The organism is Brevundimonas sp. LjRoot202, from assembly GCF_964253355.1.
Taxonomy (GTDB): Bacteria; Pseudomonadota; Alphaproteobacteria; order Caulobacterales; family Caulobacteraceae; genus Brevundimonas.
This window is the reverse complement of record NZ_CAXUQW020000006.1, coordinates 62,094-81,324: the sequence shown is the minus strand read 5'-3', so window position 1 is coordinate 81,324 and position 19,231 is coordinate 62,094. Positions and strand designations below refer to the sequence as shown.

At 69.6% G+C, this 19,231-nt stretch carries 19 protein-coding genes and 2 riboswitches; of the genes, 8 read left to right on the top strand and 11 right to left on the bottom strand.

Annotated features, from left to right (window positions below):
• Nucleotides 1-3: 3 nt before the first annotated feature.
• Nucleotides 4-1,050: a sensor histidine kinase gene (locus ACSQ1L_RS11595; RefSeq protein ID WP_435994900.1), complete on the bottom strand. Its 1,047-nt coding sequence runs from the start codon at nucleotides 1,048-1,050 to the stop codon at nucleotides 4-6.
• Nucleotides 1,051-1,120: 70 nt separating this feature from the next.
• Entirely contained in the window at nucleotides 1,121-2,374 is a 1,254-nt protein-coding gene (locus ACSQ1L_RS11590) for a dipeptidase (RefSeq protein WP_435994899.1), read from the bottom strand.
• A 163-nt stretch (nucleotides 2,375-2,537) separates the two neighbouring features.
• Between ACSQ1L_RS11590 and hemF the strand changes: the two genes are divergently transcribed.
• The gene (gene hemF, locus ACSQ1L_RS11585) at nucleotides 2,538-3,413 is read left to right on the top strand and encodes an oxygen-dependent coproporphyrinogen oxidase (RefSeq protein WP_435994898.1); all 876 of its coding nucleotides are present in this window, start codon (nucleotides 2,538-2,540) and stop codon (nucleotides 3,411-3,413) included.
• A 4-nt stretch (nucleotides 3,414-3,417) separates the two neighbouring features.
• On the opposite strand, the gene ACSQ1L_RS11580 is transcribed toward hemF, so the two are convergent.
• The 4 genes from ACSQ1L_RS11580 to rlmJ all read right to left on the bottom strand — a co-directional run bounded on the left by ACSQ1L_RS11580 (nucleotide 3,418) and on the right by rlmJ (nucleotide 7,790).
• A complete protein-coding gene (locus tag ACSQ1L_RS11580; protein ID WP_435994897.1) occupies nucleotides 3,418-3,621 on the bottom strand; it encodes a hypothetical protein in 204 nt (67 codons plus the stop codon).
• Between the two features lie 77 nt (nucleotides 3,622-3,698).
• Complete coding sequence (locus ACSQ1L_RS11575; protein ID WP_435994896.1) at nucleotides 3,699-6,191, bottom strand: ATP-binding protein; 2,493 nt, start codon at nucleotides 6,189-6,191, stop codon at nucleotides 3,699-3,701.
• Nucleotides 6,192-6,255: 64 nt separating this feature from the next.
• A complete protein-coding gene (locus ACSQ1L_RS11570) occupies nucleotides 6,256-6,957 on the bottom strand; it encodes a glutamine amidotransferase-related protein (protein ID WP_435994895.1) in 702 nt (233 codons plus the stop codon).
• Nucleotides 6,954-7,790 (bottom strand): 23S rRNA (adenine(2030)-N(6))-methyltransferase RlmJ, encoded by an 837-nt coding sequence (rlmJ, locus tag ACSQ1L_RS11565; protein WP_435994894.1) that lies wholly within the window; start codon nucleotides 7,788-7,790, stop codon nucleotides 6,954-6,956. Before rlmJ ends, ACSQ1L_RS11570 begins: the two co-directional genes overlap by 4 nt.
• Nucleotides 7,791-7,881: 91 nt before the next feature.
• On the opposite strand from rlmJ, the gene ACSQ1L_RS11560 reads away from it, so the two are divergent.
• From ACSQ1L_RS11560 to ACSQ1L_RS11550, 3 genes are all read left to right on the top strand, one after another.
• Nucleotides 7,882-8,226, top strand: coding sequence for a hypothetical protein (locus tag ACSQ1L_RS11560; RefSeq protein WP_435994893.1), 345 nt, complete (start codon nucleotides 7,882-7,884; stop codon nucleotides 8,224-8,226).
• Nucleotides 8,223-9,227: a DNA topoisomerase IB gene (locus tag ACSQ1L_RS11555; protein ID WP_435994892.1), complete on the top strand. Its 1,005-nt coding sequence runs from the start codon at nucleotides 8,223-8,225 to the stop codon at nucleotides 9,225-9,227. The genes ACSQ1L_RS11560 and ACSQ1L_RS11555 overlap by 4 nt, the downstream gene beginning before the upstream one ends.
• Before the next feature lie 98 nt (nucleotides 9,228-9,325).
• Nucleotides 9,326-9,721: a hypothetical protein gene (locus tag ACSQ1L_RS11550; protein WP_435994891.1), complete on the top strand. Its 396-nt coding sequence runs from the start codon at nucleotides 9,326-9,328 to the stop codon at nucleotides 9,719-9,721.
• A gap of 2 nt (nucleotides 9,722-9,723) precedes the next feature.
• On the opposite strand, the gene ACSQ1L_RS11545 is transcribed toward ACSQ1L_RS11550, so the two are convergent.
• From ACSQ1L_RS11545 to ispH, 5 genes are all read right to left on the bottom strand, one after another.
• A complete protein-coding gene (locus ACSQ1L_RS11545) occupies nucleotides 9,724-10,173 on the bottom strand; it encodes an opioid growth factor receptor-related protein (RefSeq protein WP_435994890.1) in 450 nt (149 codons plus the stop codon).
• A gap of 7 nt (nucleotides 10,174-10,180) precedes the next feature.
• On the bottom strand, nucleotides 10,181-11,233 hold the full coding sequence (gene tdh / locus ACSQ1L_RS11540) for an L-threonine 3-dehydrogenase (RefSeq protein WP_435994889.1): 1,053 nt from the start codon (nucleotides 11,231-11,233) through the stop codon (nucleotides 10,181-10,183).
• Nucleotides 11,230-12,423 (bottom strand): glycine C-acetyltransferase, encoded by a 1,194-nt coding sequence (locus ACSQ1L_RS11535; RefSeq protein WP_435994888.1) that lies wholly within the window; start codon nucleotides 12,421-12,423, stop codon nucleotides 11,230-11,232. The genes tdh and ACSQ1L_RS11535 overlap by 4 nt, the downstream gene beginning before the upstream one ends.
• Before the next feature lie 48 nt (nucleotides 12,424-12,471).
• A complete protein-coding gene (locus ACSQ1L_RS11530; RefSeq protein ID WP_435994887.1) occupies nucleotides 12,472-13,083 on the bottom strand; it encodes a DUF4232 domain-containing protein in 612 nt (203 codons plus the stop codon).
• 70 nt (nucleotides 13,084-13,153) lie between these two features.
• Entirely contained in the window at nucleotides 13,154-14,125 is a 972-nt protein-coding gene (gene ispH / locus ACSQ1L_RS11525; protein WP_435994886.1) for a 4-hydroxy-3-methylbut-2-enyl diphosphate reductase, read from the bottom strand.
• Nucleotides 14,126-14,285: 160 nt separating this feature from the next.
• Between ispH and ACSQ1L_RS11520 the strand changes: the two genes are divergently transcribed.
• The 4 genes from ACSQ1L_RS11520 to gcvT all read left to right on the top strand — a co-directional run bounded on the left by ACSQ1L_RS11520 (nucleotide 14,286) and on the right by gcvT (nucleotide 19,218).
• On the top strand, nucleotides 14,286-14,978 hold the full coding sequence (locus ACSQ1L_RS11520; protein WP_435994885.1) for a Tat pathway signal sequence domain protein: 693 nt from the start codon (nucleotides 14,286-14,288) through the stop codon (nucleotides 14,976-14,978).
• The gene (gene argS, locus ACSQ1L_RS11515) at nucleotides 14,979-16,781 is read left to right on the top strand and encodes an arginine--tRNA ligase (protein WP_435994884.1); all 1,803 of its coding nucleotides are present in this window, start codon (nucleotides 14,979-14,981) and stop codon (nucleotides 16,779-16,781) included.
• A 31-nt stretch (nucleotides 16,782-16,812) separates the two neighbouring features.
• A complete protein-coding gene (locus ACSQ1L_RS11510; RefSeq protein WP_435994883.1) occupies nucleotides 16,813-17,823 on the top strand; it encodes an adenosine deaminase in 1,011 nt (336 codons plus the stop codon).
• A gap of 29 nt (nucleotides 17,824-17,852) precedes the next feature.
• Nucleotides 17,853-17,950: riboswitch (glycine riboswitch) on the top strand.
• Between the two features lie 4 nt (nucleotides 17,951-17,954).
• A riboswitch (glycine riboswitch) is annotated at nucleotides 17,955-18,046 on the top strand.
• 53 nt (nucleotides 18,047-18,099) lie between these two features.
• Nucleotides 18,100-19,218 carry a glycine cleavage system aminomethyltransferase GcvT gene (gene gcvT, locus ACSQ1L_RS11505; protein WP_435994882.1) on the top strand — a complete coding sequence of 373 codons (1,119 nt, stop codon included), beginning with the start codon at nucleotides 18,100-18,102 and terminating at the stop codon, nucleotides 19,216-19,218.
• Nucleotides 19,219-19,231: the final 13 nt, after the last annotated feature.

The following is a 19,231-nucleotide window of genomic DNA, read 5'->3' as shown; positions in this document are numbered from 1 at the left end:
CGGTCAGGCCGGCTTGAGCGGACCGGCGATGTGGCACCTCAGCCCCTCGGGCGCGAAGTCGAGCGTCACCGAGCCGTTGAATTCATGCGCCAGCGCACGTTCCAGCATCTGCACGCCGAAGCCACGCCGCGTCGGCGGGCTGACCGGCGGTCCGCCGCGCTCGGTCCAGGTCAGCGACAGCCGGTCGCCATCGTCGCAAGTCCAGGCGACGTCGACAGAGCCGGCCCCGGCGGACAGGGATCCGTGCTTGATGGCGTTGGTGCACAGCTCGTGCAGCGCCATCGACAGGGCCACGGCGGTCTGCGGCGGCAGGTCGATGTCCGGGCCGTTCGCCGTGTAGCAGTCCGGATGGGCGCAGTGCGGGTCCAGGGCCCGCCGGACGAGGTCGGCCAGCGGCGCGCCGGCCCAGTTCCGCGACGTCAGGACGTCATGCGCGGCGGACATGGCGTGAAGCCTGGCCTCGAAGTCGCGCAGCGCGCCCGGAGCGGTGTCGTTCCGGAGGGTCAGGTGGGCCAGCGACTGCACCACCGCCAGCGTGTTCTTCACCCGGTGGTTCAGCTCGTTGATCATCAGCAGCTGATGCTCTTCCGCCTTCTTCCGCTCCGAGATGTCGACCAGCATGTTGATGCCGCCGGTCAGCGCGCCGTCGCGGCCGAACAGGGGCGTCGCATAGGGAATGAAGGGGACGCGCGTTCCATCGGGCCGTTCGGCCACCGCCTCGTACTCGCCGTGGCTGGGGGTGCGGCGACGCAACGCCAGCGCCATGGGGCACTCGTCGTGCGGCATCGGGGTTCCGTCCGGCTGGAACAGCTTCCAGCTGACGCACCACGAATCGCTGCCGATCACCGGCTCCCGGCCTGAAAAGACCACGGCGGCTTCATTGTAGTAGGTGATCCGGCCCTCGGCGTCGGTGGTGTAGACCGCCGCCGGCAGGGCATCGAGCATGGCCCTCGCCCGGTGCTCGCTCTCGCCCAGGGCAACACGCTCGATATCGGCGAGCGTGGGGCCATCGGGACCGCCCTGTGACTCAAGAAATGTGACGACCGACATACAGGGTTCCCGACTCAACCGCCTTGAACGGCAGGCTCACGCGATGGTTCCGGACCGCCCGGAACACGCGTCACTCGGGTGCGCCGGCTTCCGAAAGCCTGGCCAGGCTCGGCCGTGCGCCGTTCTGGTTCGCCGCCACCGCCTCGACCCGGCGCATGACCCGCAACACGTTCTCCCCCGCCAGCTTGCGGATATCGGCCTCGCTCCATCCGTTGGCCATCAGGGCGGCGAGGATGCGCGGATAGGCGTCCACGCCCTCGACTCCGACGGGCAGGCTGCCCACGCCGTCGAAATCGCCGCCGAGGCCGACGTGGTCGATCCCGGCGACGTCGCGGACGTGCTGGATGTGGGCCACGACGTCCTCGACCCCGGCGCGCGGGGCGGGATGGGCCGCGATCCACGCCTTGATGCCCGCTGTGACGGCATCCGGATCGCCCGGATTCAATGATTTCAGCCGGGCGTCCTCGGCCGACCGGGCCGCGCCCCAAGCTCGCACCTCTTCATTGATGAAGCCGGGCACGAAGGTGACCATTACGACGCCGCCATCCTCGGGCAGCAGACGCAGCACGCTGTCCGGGACGTTGCGCGGATGCGCCGTCACCGCCCGCGCCGACGAGTGGGAGAAGATCACCGGGGCCCCGGAAACCCGCATGGCGTCCAGCATGGTCTCCTCGGAGACGTGGCTCAGGTCGACCATCATGCCGAGGCGGTTCATCTCGCGGACCACCTCTTCGCCGAAGGCGTTGAGCCCGCCCCATTTCGGCGCGTCGGTGGCGCTGTCGGCCCAGCTCGTCGTCGCCGAATGGGTCAGCGTCATGTAGCGCGCGCCGGCGTCGTGGAACTCGCGCAGCAGACCCAGCGAATCGGCGATCGAATAGCCGCCCTCCATGCCGATCAGCGAGGCGATCTTCCCGCGCCGGTGAATGCGCTGGATGTCGTCGGCCGTGGTGGCCAGTTCGAACACGTCCGGGTGGGCGGCGACGAGGCGCTTGACCGTGTCGATCTGCTCGAAGGTGGCCTTGGCCGCTTCCACCGGCGTGAGGCTGGCCGGCACATAGACCGACCAGAACTGGCCGCCGACGCCACCGGCGCGCAGACGCGGGATGTCCGTATGCAGCTCGGTCGAAGCGTCGAGATTGGCGGTCAGGTCGACCGCGTGCGGATCATTGCCGTGCTGCTGGCGCAGCGCCCACGGCAGGTCGTTGTGCCCGTCGATCAGCGGCGTCCGTTCGAGGATGCGCCGCGCGGCGGCCTCGTCCTGCGCCAGTGCGGGGATGGCCGTCACGAGAACGGCGGCGGTGGACAGCAGGACGGCGCGGATCATGAGTGACTCCCCAACAGCGACGCGGGACAGTGGCAGAGGATGGCGGCGCGTCAACCGGCGACCGAGGCGCGCAGCCTTCGGCGCCGCCTCTGCCCGGCGGTTTCCAGGGCCAATGAAAAGGCCGCACTTCACCGGTTCGGCGGGACCCCCTACAAGCCTCGCCATGACTGACGCCTCCGACCCGCTCGCCCAGCTCAAGATCGAGGCCCGCGCCTGGTTCGAGGCCCTGCGCGACCGCATCCACGCCGCCTTTGAGGCGCTGGAGGACCAAGCCTCCGCCGACCTCTTCCCCGGCGAACCGGGCCGCTTCGTGCGCACCCCCTGGGACCGCGCCGAAGGCGGCGGCGGGGTGATGGGGATGATGCACGGCCGGCTGTTCGAAAAGGCCGGCGTTCACGTCTCGACCGTGCACGGGACCTTCCCGACCGACTATGCGAGGACGGTCCCGGGCGCGGCAGACGATCCGCGCTTCTTCGCCACCGGGATCAGCCTGATCGCCCACCCGGTCAGCCCGCGCATCCCGGCCGTGCACATGAACACCCGCTTCATCGCCACGACCCAGGGCTGGTTCGGCGGCGGGGCCGACCTGACCCCGGTGCTCGAGATCGACCGGCGCGACGACGCCCCCGACACCGTCGCCTTCCACGCCGCCCTGAAGGCGGCCTGCGACGCCCACGACCCGGCGTGGCACGCGAAGTTCAAGGCCTGGTGCGACGACTACTTCTTCCTCCCCCACCGCAACGAGCCGCGCGGCACGGGCGGCGTCTTCTACGACCATCTCGACAGCGGCGACCGCGCCCGCGACTTCGCCTTCACCCGGGACGTGGGCGAGGCCTTCCTGGCGGTCTATCCGGAGATCGTCGCCCGCCGCATGGCCGAGCCGTGGACGGCGGAGGAGCGCGAGGAGCAGCTGGTCCGGCGCGGCCGCTACGTCGAGTTCAACCTGCTCTACGACCGGGGCACCATGTTCGGCCTCAAGACGGGCGGCAACGTCGAGTCGATCCTCAGTTCGATGCCGCCCGTAGTGAAGTGGCCGTGACCAGTCAGATGTAGGGGTTGAACATGACCGTCGCGCAGTTCCGGCCGGTGCAGTACCACCACGCCCCGTCTGCCTGCAGGTAGCTGCCCTCCCCGCCGACATTCTGGGCCCGGCTGGGAGAGGCGTTGAAGGTCAGGCCGATCAGGATGCCGGTCATGATCAGGAACAGGCCGAGAAGCAGGTCGCGGGTGCGGTAGGCAGGGGTCATGGTCGCCTCCTCAGGTGATGGGAGACCGACGATATCAGCGCCCGGGCCGCCACGCCCTGACGGAACCTGTCAACGTGTCAGGCGGGCTCGGGCTCGCGGACCGGTTCCAGCGCCGCGCCGATGGCTGCGAACAGACTGGTCATGGTCACCGGCTTGGTCAGGTGGGCGTCCGCCCCGGCGGCGCGCCCCGCCTCGACGTGCTCGGCCATGGCGTTGGCGGTCAGCATCACCACCGGCGTGCGCGTCAGACCCTGGTCGGCCTCGTGGTCGCGGATGGCGGCGGTGGCGGTGAGACCGTCCATGACCGGCATCTGCATGTCCATCAGGACCAGATCGAAGCCGCCGGCCCTGAAGGCCTCGATCGCCTTGAGCCCGTCCTCGACGGCGACCAGCTCCATCTCGGTCGCGCCCAGCATGATCTCGACAACCTTGCGGTTGGCGGGATGGTCGTCAGCCAGCAGGATGCGCAGCGGCGTGGCCGTCATGTCCCGCGCAGCCTCGGGAACGGCCGCCTCCCGGGGAGCTTGTTCGGCGCGCGGCAGCGGAATGTCGAACCAGAAGCTGGAGCCCGCGCCGGGGGTGCTCTCGCAATCCAGATCGCCGCCCATCAGATCGACAAGGGCGGTGGAGATGGCGAGGCCCAGTCCGGTGCCGCCATACCGGCGGGTGATCGATCCGTCGGCCTGCTGGAAACGATGGAAGATCCGGCTCCGCTGCTCGGTGTCGAAGCCGACGCCGGTGTCGCTGACCCGGAAGCGGACGCGGTCCGCCGCCACCGCCTCGACGATCAGGCGGACCGAGCCCGCGCTGGTGAATTTGAGGGCATTGCTGACGAGATTGGTCAGCACCTGGCGCAGCCGGATCGCGTCGCCCTCGACCAGTCCGGAGAGAGCGGGATCGAAGTCGACCTGGAGGGCCACGCCCTTGTCCTCGGCCTTGACGCGCCACAGGGCGCCGATGTCGCCGACCGCCTGCTCCAGATCGAACGGCGCGGGCTCGATCGCGACCTGGCCCGACTCGATCCGGGCGCTGTCGAGGATGTCCGAGAGCAGGCGCTCCAGGGTCACGCCCGACGTGCGGATCAGCTCAACCATCTCCCGTTCCTGGGCGCCGAGCGATCTGCGGGTCAGGGAATCGGCCATCGAGACCACGCCGTTCAACGGCGTGCGGATCTCGTGGCTCATGTTGGCGAGGAATTCGCTCTTGGCCCGGTTGGCGTCCTCCGCCCGCCGTTGCGCCGTCCGCAGCCGCTCGGCCTGACGCCATTGCCACGCCACGACACCCATGGCGAACAGCAGGAAGACGATGCCGATGGCGATGACGGCCCGTTGCAGATTGGTGTTGGTCCGGGCCGTCTCCAGCTGCCGCCGGCGCTCGGCCAGCTGCTGCTGCATGTCCCCCGTCACCTGATGGATTCCGGCGCTGAAATTTCGGGCCGAGACGATTTCGCTCTCCAGCATGTGCGCCCGCAGGGTCCGGAACGCCTCGCTGGTCCGGCCCTCGGCGAACAGCACCTCGGCCTCGACATGGTCGATCTCGATATTGGGCATGGCCGTCTCCAGCCGCCGCAGGGCCTCGAGATCCCGCCGCGCCGCCCCGGTCTGGCCGGTCCGGGCGCGGGCGATGGCCCTCAGGGGGAGGACATCGAGGGCCAGGAAGGCCGCCGTGCCCAGGTTCTCGCCATAGGGTTCAAGGCAGGCCAGGACTTCGCGAGAGGCGCCGCGCGCACTGGCGACGGTGGCGCACAGGCTGGCGTCGTAGATCGCCAGCGTCCGCAGGTCGGACCGCGCCGCCAGCCGGTGATGGGCCGCGTAGTATTCGGCCGCGTGGGTGAGATCGCCGACCTTCACCGCCATCACCGTCAGATTGTAGAGGCTGTCGAAGTCCGGCCGGGGGTAGGCCGGATTGGAATAGTCGATCTCGAACTTGCGGAAGGCGTCGGCGGCGCCGTCGACGTCGTTCAGGTCCTTCAGACCCATTCCGGCGACTTCCCAGATGCCCGACTGGGCGGTCGCGGCGAAGGGATCGCTCCGGGGGATGTCGGCCTGCGCCTGGGCCAACAGCTCGAGACCTTCGCCGATGCGGCCGTCATCCACGAGGGCGAGAGCCGCCAGCCGCGCGGCGTGCGCCCGCACGAACCAGTCCCGCCCATCCCGCGCGAACCGGCTCATTTCGGCAGCGACCTCGATCTCGCCCTGATCGTACCGGGCGGTGAGGTCATTCAGGTGGGCGATGTCGACATACCGGGCGTCGCCCTGCTGCCGGGCGGCGTCGGCCAGACGCCGGTTCCAGACCGCGGCGCGTTCGAACTCACCCTGGTTCAGGATCGTCCAGGTCACGTGATAGAGCCGGTTCAGACCTTCACGGTCGCCGCGCCGCATGGCGGCCTGGCCGAAATCCTCAAGTGCGCTGAAATTCGTCGACCCCGCGCGGCGCTCCACCACGCGGGCCAGGCTGAGCGCGTCGACGGAGCCCGCAACGCCGGCCGGCGGCATGGCGAATCCCCGGGGCGCACCGGCGAGGGCGGCGAGCACAACGAAACTCGCCGCAATTATACGAAGAAGGGACATGGACTATCCGACGTGAGCTGTCGGTCGTCGCACACATATATTGCCCAAGGTTTAGCGAACCCCGCTACCGGGCGACGCGGGTCCCGATGAACCGCTTCAGCCATTCGCCGACGAGGGCGCGGTCGTTCGGCCGGGTCAGGCTCTCGAGCGCCGGGTCCACGATCGCCGCGCCGATCCGCTCGCGCCGTCCGCCGGTCAGATCGGCGGCGTAGGCGGGGGTGAACTCAGGATGACCCTGGAGGGTGATCGCGTCCTCGTCCCACGCCAGCCCGGCGAATGGGGTGAAGGCGCTGCTCAGGATGACCCGGGCATCCGCGGGCTTCTCGACCACCTGGTCCTGGTGGGACACCGGAATGGCCACGGTCGCCGCCGGCGGCGCCATCCACGGCTCGTTCGACACGACGTCGTAGCGATGCAGGCCGACGCCCCAGCCCCTGTCCGACTTCTCGACCCGGCCGCCCAGCGCCTGCGCCATGGCCTGATGACCGAAACAGATCCCGATCAGCCGGGTCCGCCCCCTGGCCCCGCGGATCCAGTCCAGCAGGTCGCCGATCCAGGCGTCGGTTTCGTACACCCCCGCCGCCGAGCCGGTGATGATGGCCGCGTCGAAGGCCGCGGCGTCCGGCCATTCGCCGGCCCGGATGTTGAAGGTCTCGATCTCGTACCCGTCGCCCAGCAGGGCGCGGAACATGGCGGGATAGTCGCCGTGCCGTTCGGCCAGCGCCGGCGGCGGCGCGCCGGTCTCAACAATGGCGACGCGCGTCATCGGGCTGTCTCCACGCCGGTCATCCAGACCTCGGCCCGGGCCCCGGCGTCGCCCAGCCGGTCCGCCACCCAGCCGCAGATCTCCGACGCCGCCGCCTCGGCGCCGGCGGGGGGATTGAGCACGACGACCGCGCAGCCGTTCATCTTCATCGGATTGGACATGGGGCGCATCCGCGCCTCCGCCACCAGCACCCGCTTCACGCCGGCCTGATCGAGCCGGCGCAGAAAGCCGTCGAAGGTCTCCATGTCCTTGAGCGGGGTCCAGATTGCGACCATGGCCCGCGGATCGGCGCGCACGATCGCCGCCCCGGCGTCGGCGGCGCGATGATAGTCGTCGGGGCGCTCGAACGGCGGATCGATCAGGACGAAGGCCCCCTGGGCCCGCGCGGCCCAGCCCCTGACCTGATCATAGCCGTCGCCACCCATGCCCACGGCCTGTGGAAACGGCTCCAGCGCCTGCTCCAGCAGATCGCGCACCGGCGGATTCAACTCGAAGCCGACGTATCGATCTGTGGGCCGCAGCCGCCCCGCCACGAGCAGCGGCGAGCCGGGATACAGGTTGGCGCCGCCATGCGGATTGAGCCGCGCGACCTCCTTCGCCAGCGCGTCGACCAGCGGCGAACGGTCGGTCGCGGCCATCAGGCGCGCGATGCCGGCCTCGGCTTCCTTCGAGCGGGCGGCGTCGCCGGTCAGGTCATAGACGCCGGCTCCGGCATGGGTGTCGATCACCGTGACCGGGCCGACGGCCTGCCGCCGCTCGAGCAGCCACAGCACGAGGGCGTGCTTGACGAGGTCGGCGAAGTTTCCGGCATGGAAGCTGTGGCGATAGTTCATGGCCGCTGTTCCTCCGCCGCAGGCCCGGGGTCAAGGGCGCAGGAACTGGTGGCCTTGCGCCGTCGTTTGCGCAAGCCAGCCGGAGCCGCCCATGATCGATCACCCCGCCCTGTCCGACGACGACCGCACGCCGCCGACGGCGGTGGCGGAGGCGGCCCGGCGGGGACTCGACCTGCGGGGACAACATGGACGCGGCGGCACGGATGTCGGGGTGCGGCGAGCCGACGGGCTGGTCGGACGCGAGCCGGTCAGCGATCGCGACATCAAGTCGATGTACAGCTATTTCGCCCGCCATGCCGTCGACAGGCGCGGCAGGCGTTGGGCCGATCCCGACCAGCCCTCGGCCGGCTTCATCGCGTGGCATCTATGGGGCGGCGATGCCGGGCGTGACTGGATCAACGATCTGCGCACCCGCCTGCGCGAGGCCCAGGGGTGACGTTCGCCGGTCCCGCCGACATCCCCGCCGGCCTGACCTGGTGCAGCGACGACCAGCCCGGCATCCGGCGGACCGCGGCGGGCGACGGCTTTCACTACCATGACCCGCAGGGCCGGCCGGTGGAGGACGAGAAGGTTCTGGACCGCATCCGGGCGCTGGCGATCCCGCCGGCCTGGACCGACGTATGGATCTGTCCGCGCGCCTCCGGCCACATCCAGGCCGTCGGGCGCGACGTCAAGGGCCGCAAACAGTACCGCTACCATCCCGGCTGGAGCGCTCACGCGGCCGAGACCAAGTTCGAGCGCCTGCCCGATTTCGCCAAGGCCCTGCCGAAGCTCCGCCGCCGGGTCGAAGCGGATCTGGGCCGCCGGGGAATCTCCCGCGAGAAGGTGCTGGCCACGGCCGTGCGGCTGCTGGAGATCACCCTGATCCGGGTCGGCAACGCCCAGTATGCGAAGCAGAACCGATCCTATGGCCTGACCACGCTGCACAAGCGGCATCTAGAGGTCGACGGCGCCGCCCTGACCTTCGCCTTCAAGGGCAAGAGCGGGGTGGAGCACGAGGTCAGGGTCCGCGACCGCCGGCTGGCGGCGGTGGTGCGCAGCCTGCGCGAACTGCCGGGCCAGCAGCTGTTCAAGTATCGCGACGCCGACGGGGAGCTGAGCGCCGTCACCTCGGACGATGTGAACGCCTATATTCGCGAGGCGATGGGAGACCAGTTCTCGGCCAAGGATTTCCGCACCTGGGCGGGGACGGTGTCGGCGGCGCGGGCCCTGCGCGACATGGAGGCGCCGGCCTCACCGACCGAGGCGAAGCGGCGGATCAACGTCTGCGTCAAGGCGGTGGCGGGACTGCTCGGCAATACGCCGACGGTGTGCCGGGCGTCCTACGTCCATCCGCGAGTGTTCGAACTGTTCGAGACCGGCCGCCTCTGCGAGGTCCTGCCCGGGCCGGAAGCGGACGGGTTCGAGCGCGCGCTCGCCAAGGCGTTGGCGGCGTGACGGACGGCCCCGATTGCGCCGTGAGGCTGAATGGGATGTAACTTGCGCCCTTGGGAGAACGACGCTCTACGGAGCGCCGTTCGTTGGAGGGACTGAAGATGATTTCGGTATCGAATAATTTCCTGCGCCTCGGCGTGCTGTCGGCGCTGGTCGGAATGTCGCTGGGCGTGTGGATGGGCGCGAACCAGGACTTCGTCCTGAGGCCCGTGCACGCCCACATCAACCTGTTGGGCTTCGCCTCGATGATGCTGTTCGGCCTGTTCTACCGCGCCTTCCCGGCGGCGGGACGCGGCCGGCTGCCGATGGTGCATTTCGCTCTGGCGGTGCTGGGCTTCCTGATCCTGATGCCGACGCTGGCTCTGGCCGTGATGGGCAAGCCGGTCTTCATGCCGGCGATGATCGCCTCGGAGATCATGCTGGTGCTGTCGATGCTGCTGTTCGTGGTCATCGTCTTCATGGCGACGATGAAGAAGGACGAGGCGACCGTCGCCTGATCTCAGGCGGTCGCCCAGTAGCCGCGGCTGCGGACGCTGACCGGCGCCCGCGTCGCCTCGACGAAGGAGAGGATGGCGTCCCGGAAGGCGTCCGCCTCTCCGTCGCCGCGCAATAGCCGCAGCGAGCGGATGATGCGGGTGATGCGCAGGTGGTTGTGGTCATGCGCCTGCAGCCAGGCGTGGGTGGCGCGATAGAACGCCTCCATCCGGTCGGTCGCCGCGGCCAGGACGCACTGGGCCGGGATCGAGTTGCGGATCGCCTCCACGTCCGCGGCGGTCAGAACCGGGGCGTCCGGCACGGCGCTTGACGGCTCGGGCAGGGGGAACAGCCACTGGATGAAATCGTGGGTCAGCTCCAGCCCGGCGTCATCCATGCCGAGCACGTCGAAAATCGTCCGGCCGCGCCCATCCACGCCCTCGCCTTCGAGGAAGGCCACGATCGGGCCAGCCATGGGAGTCCTAGGCCGCCTTGTCCCAGTCGAGCACCACCTTGCCGGACTGGCCGGAGCGCATGGCTTCGAACCCTTCGCGATAGCGGTCATAGCTCATCTGGTGGGTGATCAGCGGCTGCAGGTCCAGGCCGGCCTTGAGCAGGCCCAGCATCTTGCGCCAGGTGGTGAACATCTCGCGGCCGTAGACGCCCTTGATGGTCAGGGCCTTGAGGATGATGGCGCCCCAGTCGGTCTCCATCGGCTTCGACGGAATACCCAGCATGGCCAGGCCGCCGCCCATGATCAGGGTGTCGACGCACTGTTTGAAGGCGATCGGCGAGCCCGACATCTCCAGCGCGACATCGAAGCCGACCTTCATGCCCAGTTCGGGGATGACGTCGTGCAGATCCTCGCGGGTGGTGTTCACGGTGCGCACGCCGGGCGCGACCTTGTTGGCCAGCTCGAGGCGGAAGTCGTTGATGTCGGTCAGGACCACGGTGCGGGCACCGGCGTGGCGGGCCACGGCGGCGGCCATGATGCCGATCGGGCCGGCCCCGGTGACCAGCACGTCCTCGCCGAGCAGGTCGAACTGCTGGGCCGTGTGCACGGCGTTGCCGAACGGGTCGAGGATCGAGCCGATCTCATAGGGCACGTCGTCGGGCAGCTCGATGACGTTGAAGGCCGGGGCCACGACGTATTCGGCGAAGGCGCCCTGGCGGTTGACGCCGATGCCCTTGGTCGCCGGGTCGAGGTGGAAGTGACCGGCGCGGGCCGCTTCCGAGTTCAGATCGATGACGTGGCCCTCGGCCGAGACCCGCTGGCCGACCTTGAGACGGCGGTCGACGTCCTTGCCGATGGCGACGATCTCGCCGGCGAACTCGTGGCCGGTGATCATCGGCACGGGGACGTTCTTCTGGCTCCACTCGTCCCAGTTCCAGATGTGGATGTCGGTGCCGCAGACGGCGGTGCGATGCACCTTGATCAGCACGTCCTCGTCGCCCGCGACGGGGATCGGGGCGTCGATCAGCTCGAGGCCGACTTCAGGGCGGGTCTTGGCCAGGGCCTTCATGGTGTCGGTCACGCGATCACTCCCAATTCCTTGCCGGCCGTCGTAAACGCCGCGACCGTTTGATCAATCTGTTCGAAGGTGTGCGCCGCAGACATCTGGGTGCGGATGCGGGCCTGACCGCGCGGCACCACCGGGAAGCTGAAGCCGATGACGTAGACGCCGAGCTCCAGCATCCGGGCGGCCAGGTCCTGGGCCAGTTTCGCATCGCCGAGCATGACCGGGATGATCGGGTGTTCGCCGGGCAACAGGGTGAAGCCGGCGTCGGTCATGGCGGCGCGATAGCGGGCGGCGTTGGCGAACAGCTGGGTGCGCAGGGCGTCGCCCTCGGCCCCGCCGGCGATGCGGATCGCCTCGAGGCTGGACCCGCACACGGCAGGCGCGAGGGCGTTCGAGAACAAATACGGCCGGGCGCGCTGCTTGAGCAGGGCGACGACCTCCGAGGTCGCGCAGATGAAGCCGCCCATGGCCCCGCCCAGCGCCTTGCCGAAGGTGCCGGTGACGAAGTCGACCTCGACCCCGTGGTGGGCGTAGGAGCCCTTCCCTTGCGGTCCCAGGAAGCCGGTGGCGTGGCAGTCGTCGACCATGATCAGGGCGTCGTACTTGTCCGCGAGCGCCCGGATGTCCTTCAGCTTCGCGATATAGCCGTCCATCGAGAAGGCGCCGTCGGTGGCGATGACGATCTCTTTCGCGCCATCGGCCCGGGCCTGCTTCAGCTGGGCCTCGAGGTCGTCCATGTCCGAGTTGGCGAACCGGTAGCGCTTCGCCTTGCACAACCGGACGCCGTCGATGATCGAGGCGTGGTTGAGGCTGTCGGAGACGATGGCGTCCTCGGCCCCGAACAGCGGCTCGAAGATCCCGCCGTTGGCGTCGAAGGCGGCCGCGAACAGGATCGTATCCTCGAAGCCGAGATAGTCGGCGATGGCCCGTTCCAGCTGTTTGTGGATTTCGAGGGTGCCGCAGATGAAGCGGACCGAGGCGGTGCCGGCGCCCCATTCCTGCTGGGCCCGAATCCCGGCCTGGACGACACGCTCGTCGCCGGCGAGGCCGAGATAGTTGTTGGCGCAGAAGTTGAGCACGTCGCGGCCGCCGACCTTGATCACCGGCCCCTGTCGGGAGGCGATGACCCGCTCGGGCTTGGTCAGCCCCTGGGCGTCGATGTCGGCGAGTTCCGCGCGCACGCGGTCATGGAAGGTCGCTGTCATGCGCGCTCCGCTACGCCGTTTCGAGCGCGGTTTGAAGCCCCTCGCCCATCAGGGTGTGGGCGCCGCCCCCGGTTCGGCGACGGGGCGGAACGGACTCACCTCGATCCGGCCGCCGCAGGCGGTGAAGGTCTGGGCGAGAGTCACCGGCGAGGCGTCCCCCGGCGGGGTCATGAGGATGTCGGCGGCCGACGGACAGACCTGCTCGCCCTGGGCCTCATTGGGTATGACCGTCCAGGCCAGATCGAAGAAGGCCTTGGCCCGCGGGGCCAGTTCGACAGACGTCGGGGCTTCTCCGCTGCGGAAATAGCTGTCCGGGTGCTGGTCGGTGCGCACCGTCGTCAGGGCGCGACCTGCGGCGTCCTCGAGGCTGACGGAGGGATAGCCGGTCAGGCTGCAGGCCTGGGCTCCGAGGTTCTGCACGCCGATGATCGCCCGCCGATGGCCCATGCCGGCGTCGCCGCCGTCGTTGGACAGTTTCAACTCGGGTCCCTTGCAGGGGGCCGCGACGGGCTGGAGATCCGGGGCGGGCTCCGGCTGCGCGGCGTTCGTCGCCGGCGCGGCCGGCGTCGGCTCTGTCGGCGGCGGGGCCTCGCCTGCGCCGTCGCAGGCGGAGGTCAGGGCGACGATGGACAGGGTGGCGAAAACGGTCCGGAGGCGCATGGTCGTTCCCTTGCTGGTCCCCGGGGGAACGCCGCCCCACCGGGAAGGCTCCGCCTTGCGGCCCGTCCGCTCAGGCGGTCAGGACCCGGGGCAGTTTGAAGGTGACGGTCTCGCGCTCGCCGCCGTCTTCGGTCACCTCGGCGTCGAAACGGGCGCGGACGGCCTCGACCAGCGCCTCGATCAGCGGCTCGGGGGCCGAGGCGCCGGCGGTGATCCCCAGCGTCGAGACGCCGTCCAGCCAGGCCCAGTCGACCTGCGACGCGTCGTCGACCAGCCGGGCGTCGCGGGCCCCGGCCCGCAGCGCCACCTCGACCAGCCGCACCGAGTTGGACGAGTTCTTCGAGCCGACCACCAGCACCAGGTCGCACCCCTCGCCCAGACGCTTGACCGCCTCCTGACGGTTGGTCGTGGCGTAGCAGATGTCTTCCTTGTGCGGATCGGGCAGTTCGGGGAAGCGCCGCTTCAGCACCGCGAGGATTTCGCTGGTGTCATCGACCGACAGGGTCGTCTGGGTCGCATAGGCGAGCGGCGCGGCGCCGGGACGCTCAAAAATCTCCGCGTCCCCGACCGTCTCGACCAGGCTGATGGCGCCCGGCGGCAACTGGCCCATGGTGCCGACGACCTCGGGGTGGCCGGCGTGGCCGATGAGGATGATGTGACGGCCGGCGGCGTGATGGCGCTCGGCCTCGACGTGGACCTTGGAGACCAGCGGGCAGGTCGCGTCGAGATACAGCATCTCGCGCGCCCGGGCGCCCTCCGGCACGGATTTCGGCACGCCGTGGGCGGAGAAGACCACCGGCCGGTCGTCAGGGCACTCGTCCAGCTCGCGCACGAATACGGCGCCGAGCGCCTTGAGCCGGTCGACGACGTGGCGATTGTGGACGATCTCGTGGCGCACATAGACCGGCGCGCCGTATTTTTCGATCGCACGCTCGACGATCTGGATGGCCCGGTCGACGCCGGCGCAGAAGCCGCGCGGGGTGGCCAGCCGGACGGCCAGCGGGCGCTTTTGGGGAGCCGGGATCGGCGCGTGCAGGGTCATGGACGGAACCTAGTCGTTCCACCCCGTCGCCGCCACCATGCATCGCCCGGGGCGGCCTCCCAGCGCGCGTTTGCCGCGCCTCGCTTTAGCCGCTATCAGCAACGAGCGTGCGCTCGGCGTCGGGCTGTCGCGCGCCTCCTCGTTCGTGGAAGAGCTTTCGATGCGTCGCGTCTTCAAGATTTCCCTGGCTCCGGCCCTGGCCGCCGTGGCGCTCGCCTCCATGGCGGTTCCGATGACGGCTGACGCCCAGGTGCGGCCGGGCCAGCAGCGGCCCGGATCCGGATCCGGCGAGAACGCGGACGGCTCGCAGCAGAATCAGCGGGCGCGGACGCCCCGTTTCGCGCCGCTGCGCCGCAACGCCGCGGCGGGCCCCTGCCCGTATGTGAAAATCCTCTACGACGCCGCCCGCTACGTCGAACTGACGGGCGACCGGGTGGCGGCCTCCAATGTCGCCTTCACCGGCGAGATCGAAGGGCTGACGTCGGAGTGCGCCTACCAGGGCGACGAACCGATCACCGTCGAGACCCGGGTGCTGTTCAATCTCGGCCGGGGCCCCCAGGCCGACGGCGACGCCCGCACCTACCGCTACTGGATCGCGGTGACGGAACGGAACAAGGCGGTTCTGGCCAAGGAATATTTCGACCTGCCGGTCGACTTCGACGGGGCCCTGACCACCTCGGTGACCCAGGACCAGACCATCGTCATTCCGCGCGCGGCCGCGACCACCAGCGGGGACAATTTCGAAATTCTGGTCGGCTTCGACGTGACCCCGCAGATGGCCGAGTTCAATCGGACGGGCAGCCGCTTCCGCGTCAATGCGGGGGCGTTGGCTCCCTCGGCCGCCGACCAGTAGATGACCGATCTGAGGACTATCCTGGGCGAAGCGGTCGGGGCCGCCTTCGCCGCCGAAGGCGTGGACCCCGCCCTCGCCCGCGTCACGCCCTCCGACCGGCCCGACCTGGCCGATTTCCAGTCGAACGGCGCCCTGGCCGCGGCCAAGGCGCTGAAGGCCAATCCGCGCGACCTGGCGGGGCGGGTGGCCGAGCGGCTGAAAGATGACTCGCGGCTGGCCTCGGTCGAGGTCGCCGGCCCCGGCTTCATCAACCTGAAGGTCGCCGACGCCACGCTGGCGGCCCGGGCGGCCGAGGTCGCCGGGGACGACGCGCATGCGGGCGCCTCGACCGTCGCCGCGCCGCGCAAGGTGGTGATCGACTACGCCGGGCCGAACGTGGCCAAGCCGATGCACGTCGGCCACCTGCGCAGCTCCATCATCGGCGAGAGCCTGAAGCGGCTGTTCCGCTTCCGGGGCGACACGGTGTGGGGCGACGCGCATTTCGGCGACTGGGGCTTCCAGATGGGGCTGCTGATCGTCGCGGTTGGCGACGAGGGCAAGGCCGACGGCTTCCTCGTTGACGGCCCGGGACCGTTCCCGGCCGAAAGCCCGGTGACGCTGGAGGATCTCGAGCGGCTGTATCCGGCGGCGGCGGCGAAAGCCAAGGAAGACACGGACTTCCGCGACCGGGCCCGCCGCGCGACGGCGGAGCTGCAGGCGGGCCGTGCCGGCTATCGCGCCCTGTGGCGGCACATGCACGACGTCTCGATGGCTGGCCTGCAGCGCGAGTTCGGGGCGCTGGGCGTGACCTTCGACCTGTGGAACGGCGAGAGCGACGCCGACCCGCTGATGCCCGAGATGATTGCGCACCTGGAAACGACGGGCCTGCTGGTCGAGGACGCGGGGGCGCGGGTCGTCCATGTCGCGAAGCCCGGCGAGACCCGCAAGCGCAAGCTGGCCGACGGCTCGGTGATCGAGGCGCCCAGCCCGCCGCCGCTGCTGGTCATCTCGTCGGAAGGGTCGGCCATGTACGGCACGACCGACCTGGCCACCATTCTGGATCGCCGCAAGGCCATCGATCCCGACCTGATCCTCTATGTCGTCGACGAGCGTCAGGCCGAGCATTTCGAGCAGGTGTTCCGGGCCGCGTACCTGGCCGGCTATGCGGCGGAAGGGGCGCTGGAGCACCTCGGCTTCGGCACCATGAACGGACCGGACGGCAAGCCGTTCAAGACCCGCGCCGGCGGGGTGCTGAAGCTGCACGACCTGATCAGCATGGCCACGGACAAGGCGCGCGAGCGGCTGCGCGAGGCGAAGCTGGGCGGCGACCTGCCCGAGGCGGAGTTCGAGGACATCGCCCGCAAGGTGGCGGTGGCGGCGCTGAAATTCGCCGACCTGTCGAACAGCCGGACGACCAGCTACGTCTTCGATCTCGACCGCTTCATGAGCTTCGAGGGCAAGACCGGGCCGTACCTGCTTTACCAGGCGGTGCGGATCAAATCCCTGCTGCGGCGGGCGGCGGAGGCGGGCGCGACGGCCGGGCCGGTGGCGATCGGCGAGCCGGCGGAGCGGGACCTGGCGCTGACGCTGGACGCCTTCTCGCAGGCGGTGGCCGAGGCCTATGACAAGCGGATGCCGCACCTGATCAGCGAGCACGCCTACCGGCTGGCCCAGTCGTTCTCGAAATTCTACGCCGCCTGCCCGGTGATGACGGCGCCGGACGAGGCGACGCGGGGCTCGCGGCTGACCCTGTCGAAGGCCGTGCTGGACCAGCTGGAGAAGGCGCTGGACCTGCTGGGCATCGACACGCCGGAGCGGATGTAGGTTAGACTGGCGCCCTCTGGAGGGAGCCGCCATGTCGCTCGACGCCTATATCGCCGGCCTGCCCAAGGCGGAGCTGCATCTGCATATCGAGGGCAGCCTCGAGCCCGAGCTGATGTTCGAACTGGCGCGGCGCAACGCGGTGGCCATCCCGTTCGACAGCGTCGAGGCGGTGCGGGCGGCGTATGACTTTTCCAACCTGCAGGACTTCCTCGACATCTATTACGCCGGGGCGAACGTCCTCCTGACGGAGGAGGATTTCCACGACCTGGCGCTGGCCTATTTCCGGCGGGCGGCGGCGGACACGGTGCGCCACGCCGAGATCTTCTTCGACCCGCAGACCCACACCGACCGGGGCATCCCGTTCGGCGTCGTCGCCGAGGGCTTGCTGGCCGGGATGAAGCGGGCGGAGCGCGAGCTGGGGGTCACCTCGAAGCTGATCCTGTGCTTCCTGCGCCATCTCGACGAGCACGCGGCCTTCGACGTGCTGCACCAGGCGGATCCGTGGCTGGACCGGATCGTCGGCGTCGGGCTCGACTCATCCGAGGTCGGCCATCCGCCGTCGAAATTCCAGCGCGTGTTCGAGCGCGCCGGGCAGATGGGACTGAAACGGGTGGCTCACGCCGGTGAGGAGGGCCCGCCCGCCTATGTCCATGAGGCGCTGGACCTGCTGCACATCGACCGCATGGACCACGGCAACCGCTCGATGGAGGACGAGGCGTTGATCGAGCGGTTGGCGGCGTCCGGGATGACGCTGACGGTGTGTCCGCTGTCGAACCTGAAGCTCTGCGTGGTCAAGGACCTGAAGGACCACCCCGTGCCGGAGATGCTGCGCCGGGGGCTGCACGTGACGCTGAACTCGGACGATCCGGCGTATTTCGGCGGCTATGTGAACGACAACTACCGGCGGCTGGCGGCGGCGGTGGGGCTGACGCGGGCGCAGGTGACGCAGATGGCGCGGAACAGCTTCGAGGGGTCGTTCCTGGGCGAGGCGGAGAAGGCGGCCCGTATCGCCGAAGTCGAGGCCTACGCCGCCTCCGCTTGACTTCCCACCGGAGTCGGGGCCTAGGTCGCGGCGCTCTCGCGGGAGAGATCGGGGCCGTTTCGGCGGACCCGGAGCCGAAGGCGCAACCGCCCCGGAAACGCTCAGGCAAACGGACCGCGAGGACATACGGACGCTGGAAAGTCGCTCTTTTGGGGCGCGCCGACGGAGCAAGGCGGCCCTCTTGTTTGGGAACCGCCGGAATCTCTCAGGCTTCAGGACAGCGGGGGCGCGAGGACGGCGGAGCCTTCCGCTTCAACACGCGACTCTGAGGCCGACATGACCGACGAAATTCTGAAGACCACGCCCCTCAACGCCGCCCACCGCGCGCTGGGCGCCCGGATGGTCGGGTTCAGCGGCTATGACATGCCGGTGCAGTACGAGGGCGTGCTGGCCGAGCACCGCTGGACGCGCGAGCACGCCGGCCTGTTCGACGTTTCGCACATGGGCCAGTGCAAGATCACCGGCGAGGCCGCCGTCGCCCAGTTCGAACGCTTCGTGCCCGGCGACTATGCGGTCCTCAAGGCCGGACGGCAGAAATACAGCCTGCTGCTCAACGCCGAGGGCGGCATCATGGACGACCTGATGGCCGGCCGTCCCGACCACGACGGCCTGTATGTGGTGGTCAACGCCGGCAACAAGGACGCGGACTTCGCCTTCCTGCAAGCTGAGCTGTCGGGCGACGCGAAGCTGACGGTGCTGGCCGACCGCGCCCTGATCGCGATCCAGGGGCCGGAAGCGGCCGAGGTGATGGCGAAGCATGAGCCGGTGTTGAGCGAGTTCGGCTTCATGGACTGCGCCCGGCTGGTGCTGTTCGGGGTCGACTGCTTCGTCTCGCGCTCGGGTTACACCGGCGAGGACGGCTACGAGATTTCCGTCCCGGCGGACCAGGCGGAACGAGTCTGGAACACCCTGCTGGAGGACGCCCGGGTCAAGCCGATCGGCCTCGGCGCCCGCGACAGCCTGCGCCTCGAGGCCGGCCTGCCGCTGCACGGCCACGACATCGACGCCTCAACCAGCCCGGTCGAGGGGGCCCTGACCTTCGCCCTGTCGAAGTCGCGCAAGGAGCGGGCGGACTTCAACGGCGCCGACCGCGTTCTGAAGGAACTGGCCGAGGGCCCGTCGCGGGTTCGCGTCGGCCTGATCGTCAAGGAAGGCGCCCCGGCCCGCGAAGGCGCCGAGATCGCCGACGTGGACGGGACTGTCATCGGCAAGATCACCTCGGGCGGCCCCTCGCCAACGCTGGGCCGGAACATCGCCATGGGCTATGTGCCGCCGAAATTCGCTGAACTGGGCACGGAGCTGAAGGTGCTGGTGCGCGGCAAGCCCGCCGCCGCCGAGGTCGTCGCCACCCCGTTCGTCGCCAGCCGCTACTATCGCAAACCCAAGGCCGCCTGACGGCTTTCCGGAG

Bases quoted from the DNA above. Each gene is read 5' to 3' on its own strand.
- ACSQ1L_RS11595 (WP_435994900.1), bottom strand. From the start codon at position 1,050: ATGTCGGTCGTCACATTTCTTGAGTCACAGGGCGGTCCCGATGGCCCC.
- ACSQ1L_RS11590 (WP_435994899.1), bottom strand. From the start codon at position 2,374: ATGATCCGCGCCGTCCTGCTGTCCACCGCCGCCGTTCTCGTGACGGCC.
- hemF (WP_435994898.1), top strand. From the start codon at position 2,538: ATGACTGACGCCTCCGACCCGCTCGCCCAGCTCAAGATCGAGGCCCGC.
- ACSQ1L_RS11580 (WP_435994897.1), bottom strand. From the start codon at position 3,621: ATGACCCCTGCCTACCGCACCCGCGACCTGCTTCTCGGCCTGTTCCTG.
- ACSQ1L_RS11575 (WP_435994896.1), bottom strand. From the start codon at position 6,191: ATGTCCCTTCTTCGTATAATTGCGGCGAGTTTCGTTGTGCTCGCCGCC.
- ACSQ1L_RS11570 (WP_435994895.1), bottom strand. From the start codon at position 6,957: ATGACGCGCGTCGCCATTGTTGAGACCGGCGCGCCGCCGCCGGCGCTG.
- rlmJ (WP_435994894.1), bottom strand. From the start codon at position 7,790: ATGAACTATCGCCACAGCTTCCATGCCGGAAACTTCGCCGACCTCGTC.
- ACSQ1L_RS11560 (WP_435994893.1), top strand. From the start codon at position 7,882: ATGATCGATCACCCCGCCCTGTCCGACGACGACCGCACGCCGCCGACG.
- ACSQ1L_RS11550 (WP_435994891.1), top strand. From the start codon at position 9,326: ATGATTTCGGTATCGAATAATTTCCTGCGCCTCGGCGTGCTGTCGGCG.
- ACSQ1L_RS11545 (WP_435994890.1), bottom strand. From the start codon at position 10,173: ATGGCTGGCCCGATCGTGGCCTTCCTCGAAGGCGAGGGCGTGGATGGG.
- ACSQ1L_RS11535 (WP_435994888.1), bottom strand. From the start codon at position 12,423: ATGACAGCGACCTTCCATGACCGCGTGCGCGCGGAACTCGCCGACATC.
- ACSQ1L_RS11530 (WP_435994887.1), bottom strand. From the start codon at position 13,083: ATGCGCCTCCGGACCGTTTTCGCCACCCTGTCCATCGTCGCCCTGACC.
- ispH (WP_435994886.1), bottom strand. From the start codon at position 14,125: ATGACCCTGCACGCGCCGATCCCGGCTCCCCAAAAGCGCCCGCTGGCC.
- ACSQ1L_RS11520 (WP_435994885.1), top strand. From the start codon at position 14,286: ATGCGTCGCGTCTTCAAGATTTCCCTGGCTCCGGCCCTGGCCGCCGTG.
- argS (WP_435994884.1), top strand. From the start codon at position 14,979: ATGACCGATCTGAGGACTATCCTGGGCGAAGCGGTCGGGGCCGCCTTC.
- ACSQ1L_RS11510 (WP_435994883.1), top strand. From the start codon at position 16,813: ATGTCGCTCGACGCCTATATCGCCGGCCTGCCCAAGGCGGAGCTGCAT.
- gcvT (WP_435994882.1), top strand. From the start codon at position 18,100: ATGACCGACGAAATTCTGAAGACCACGCCCCTCAACGCCGCCCACCGC.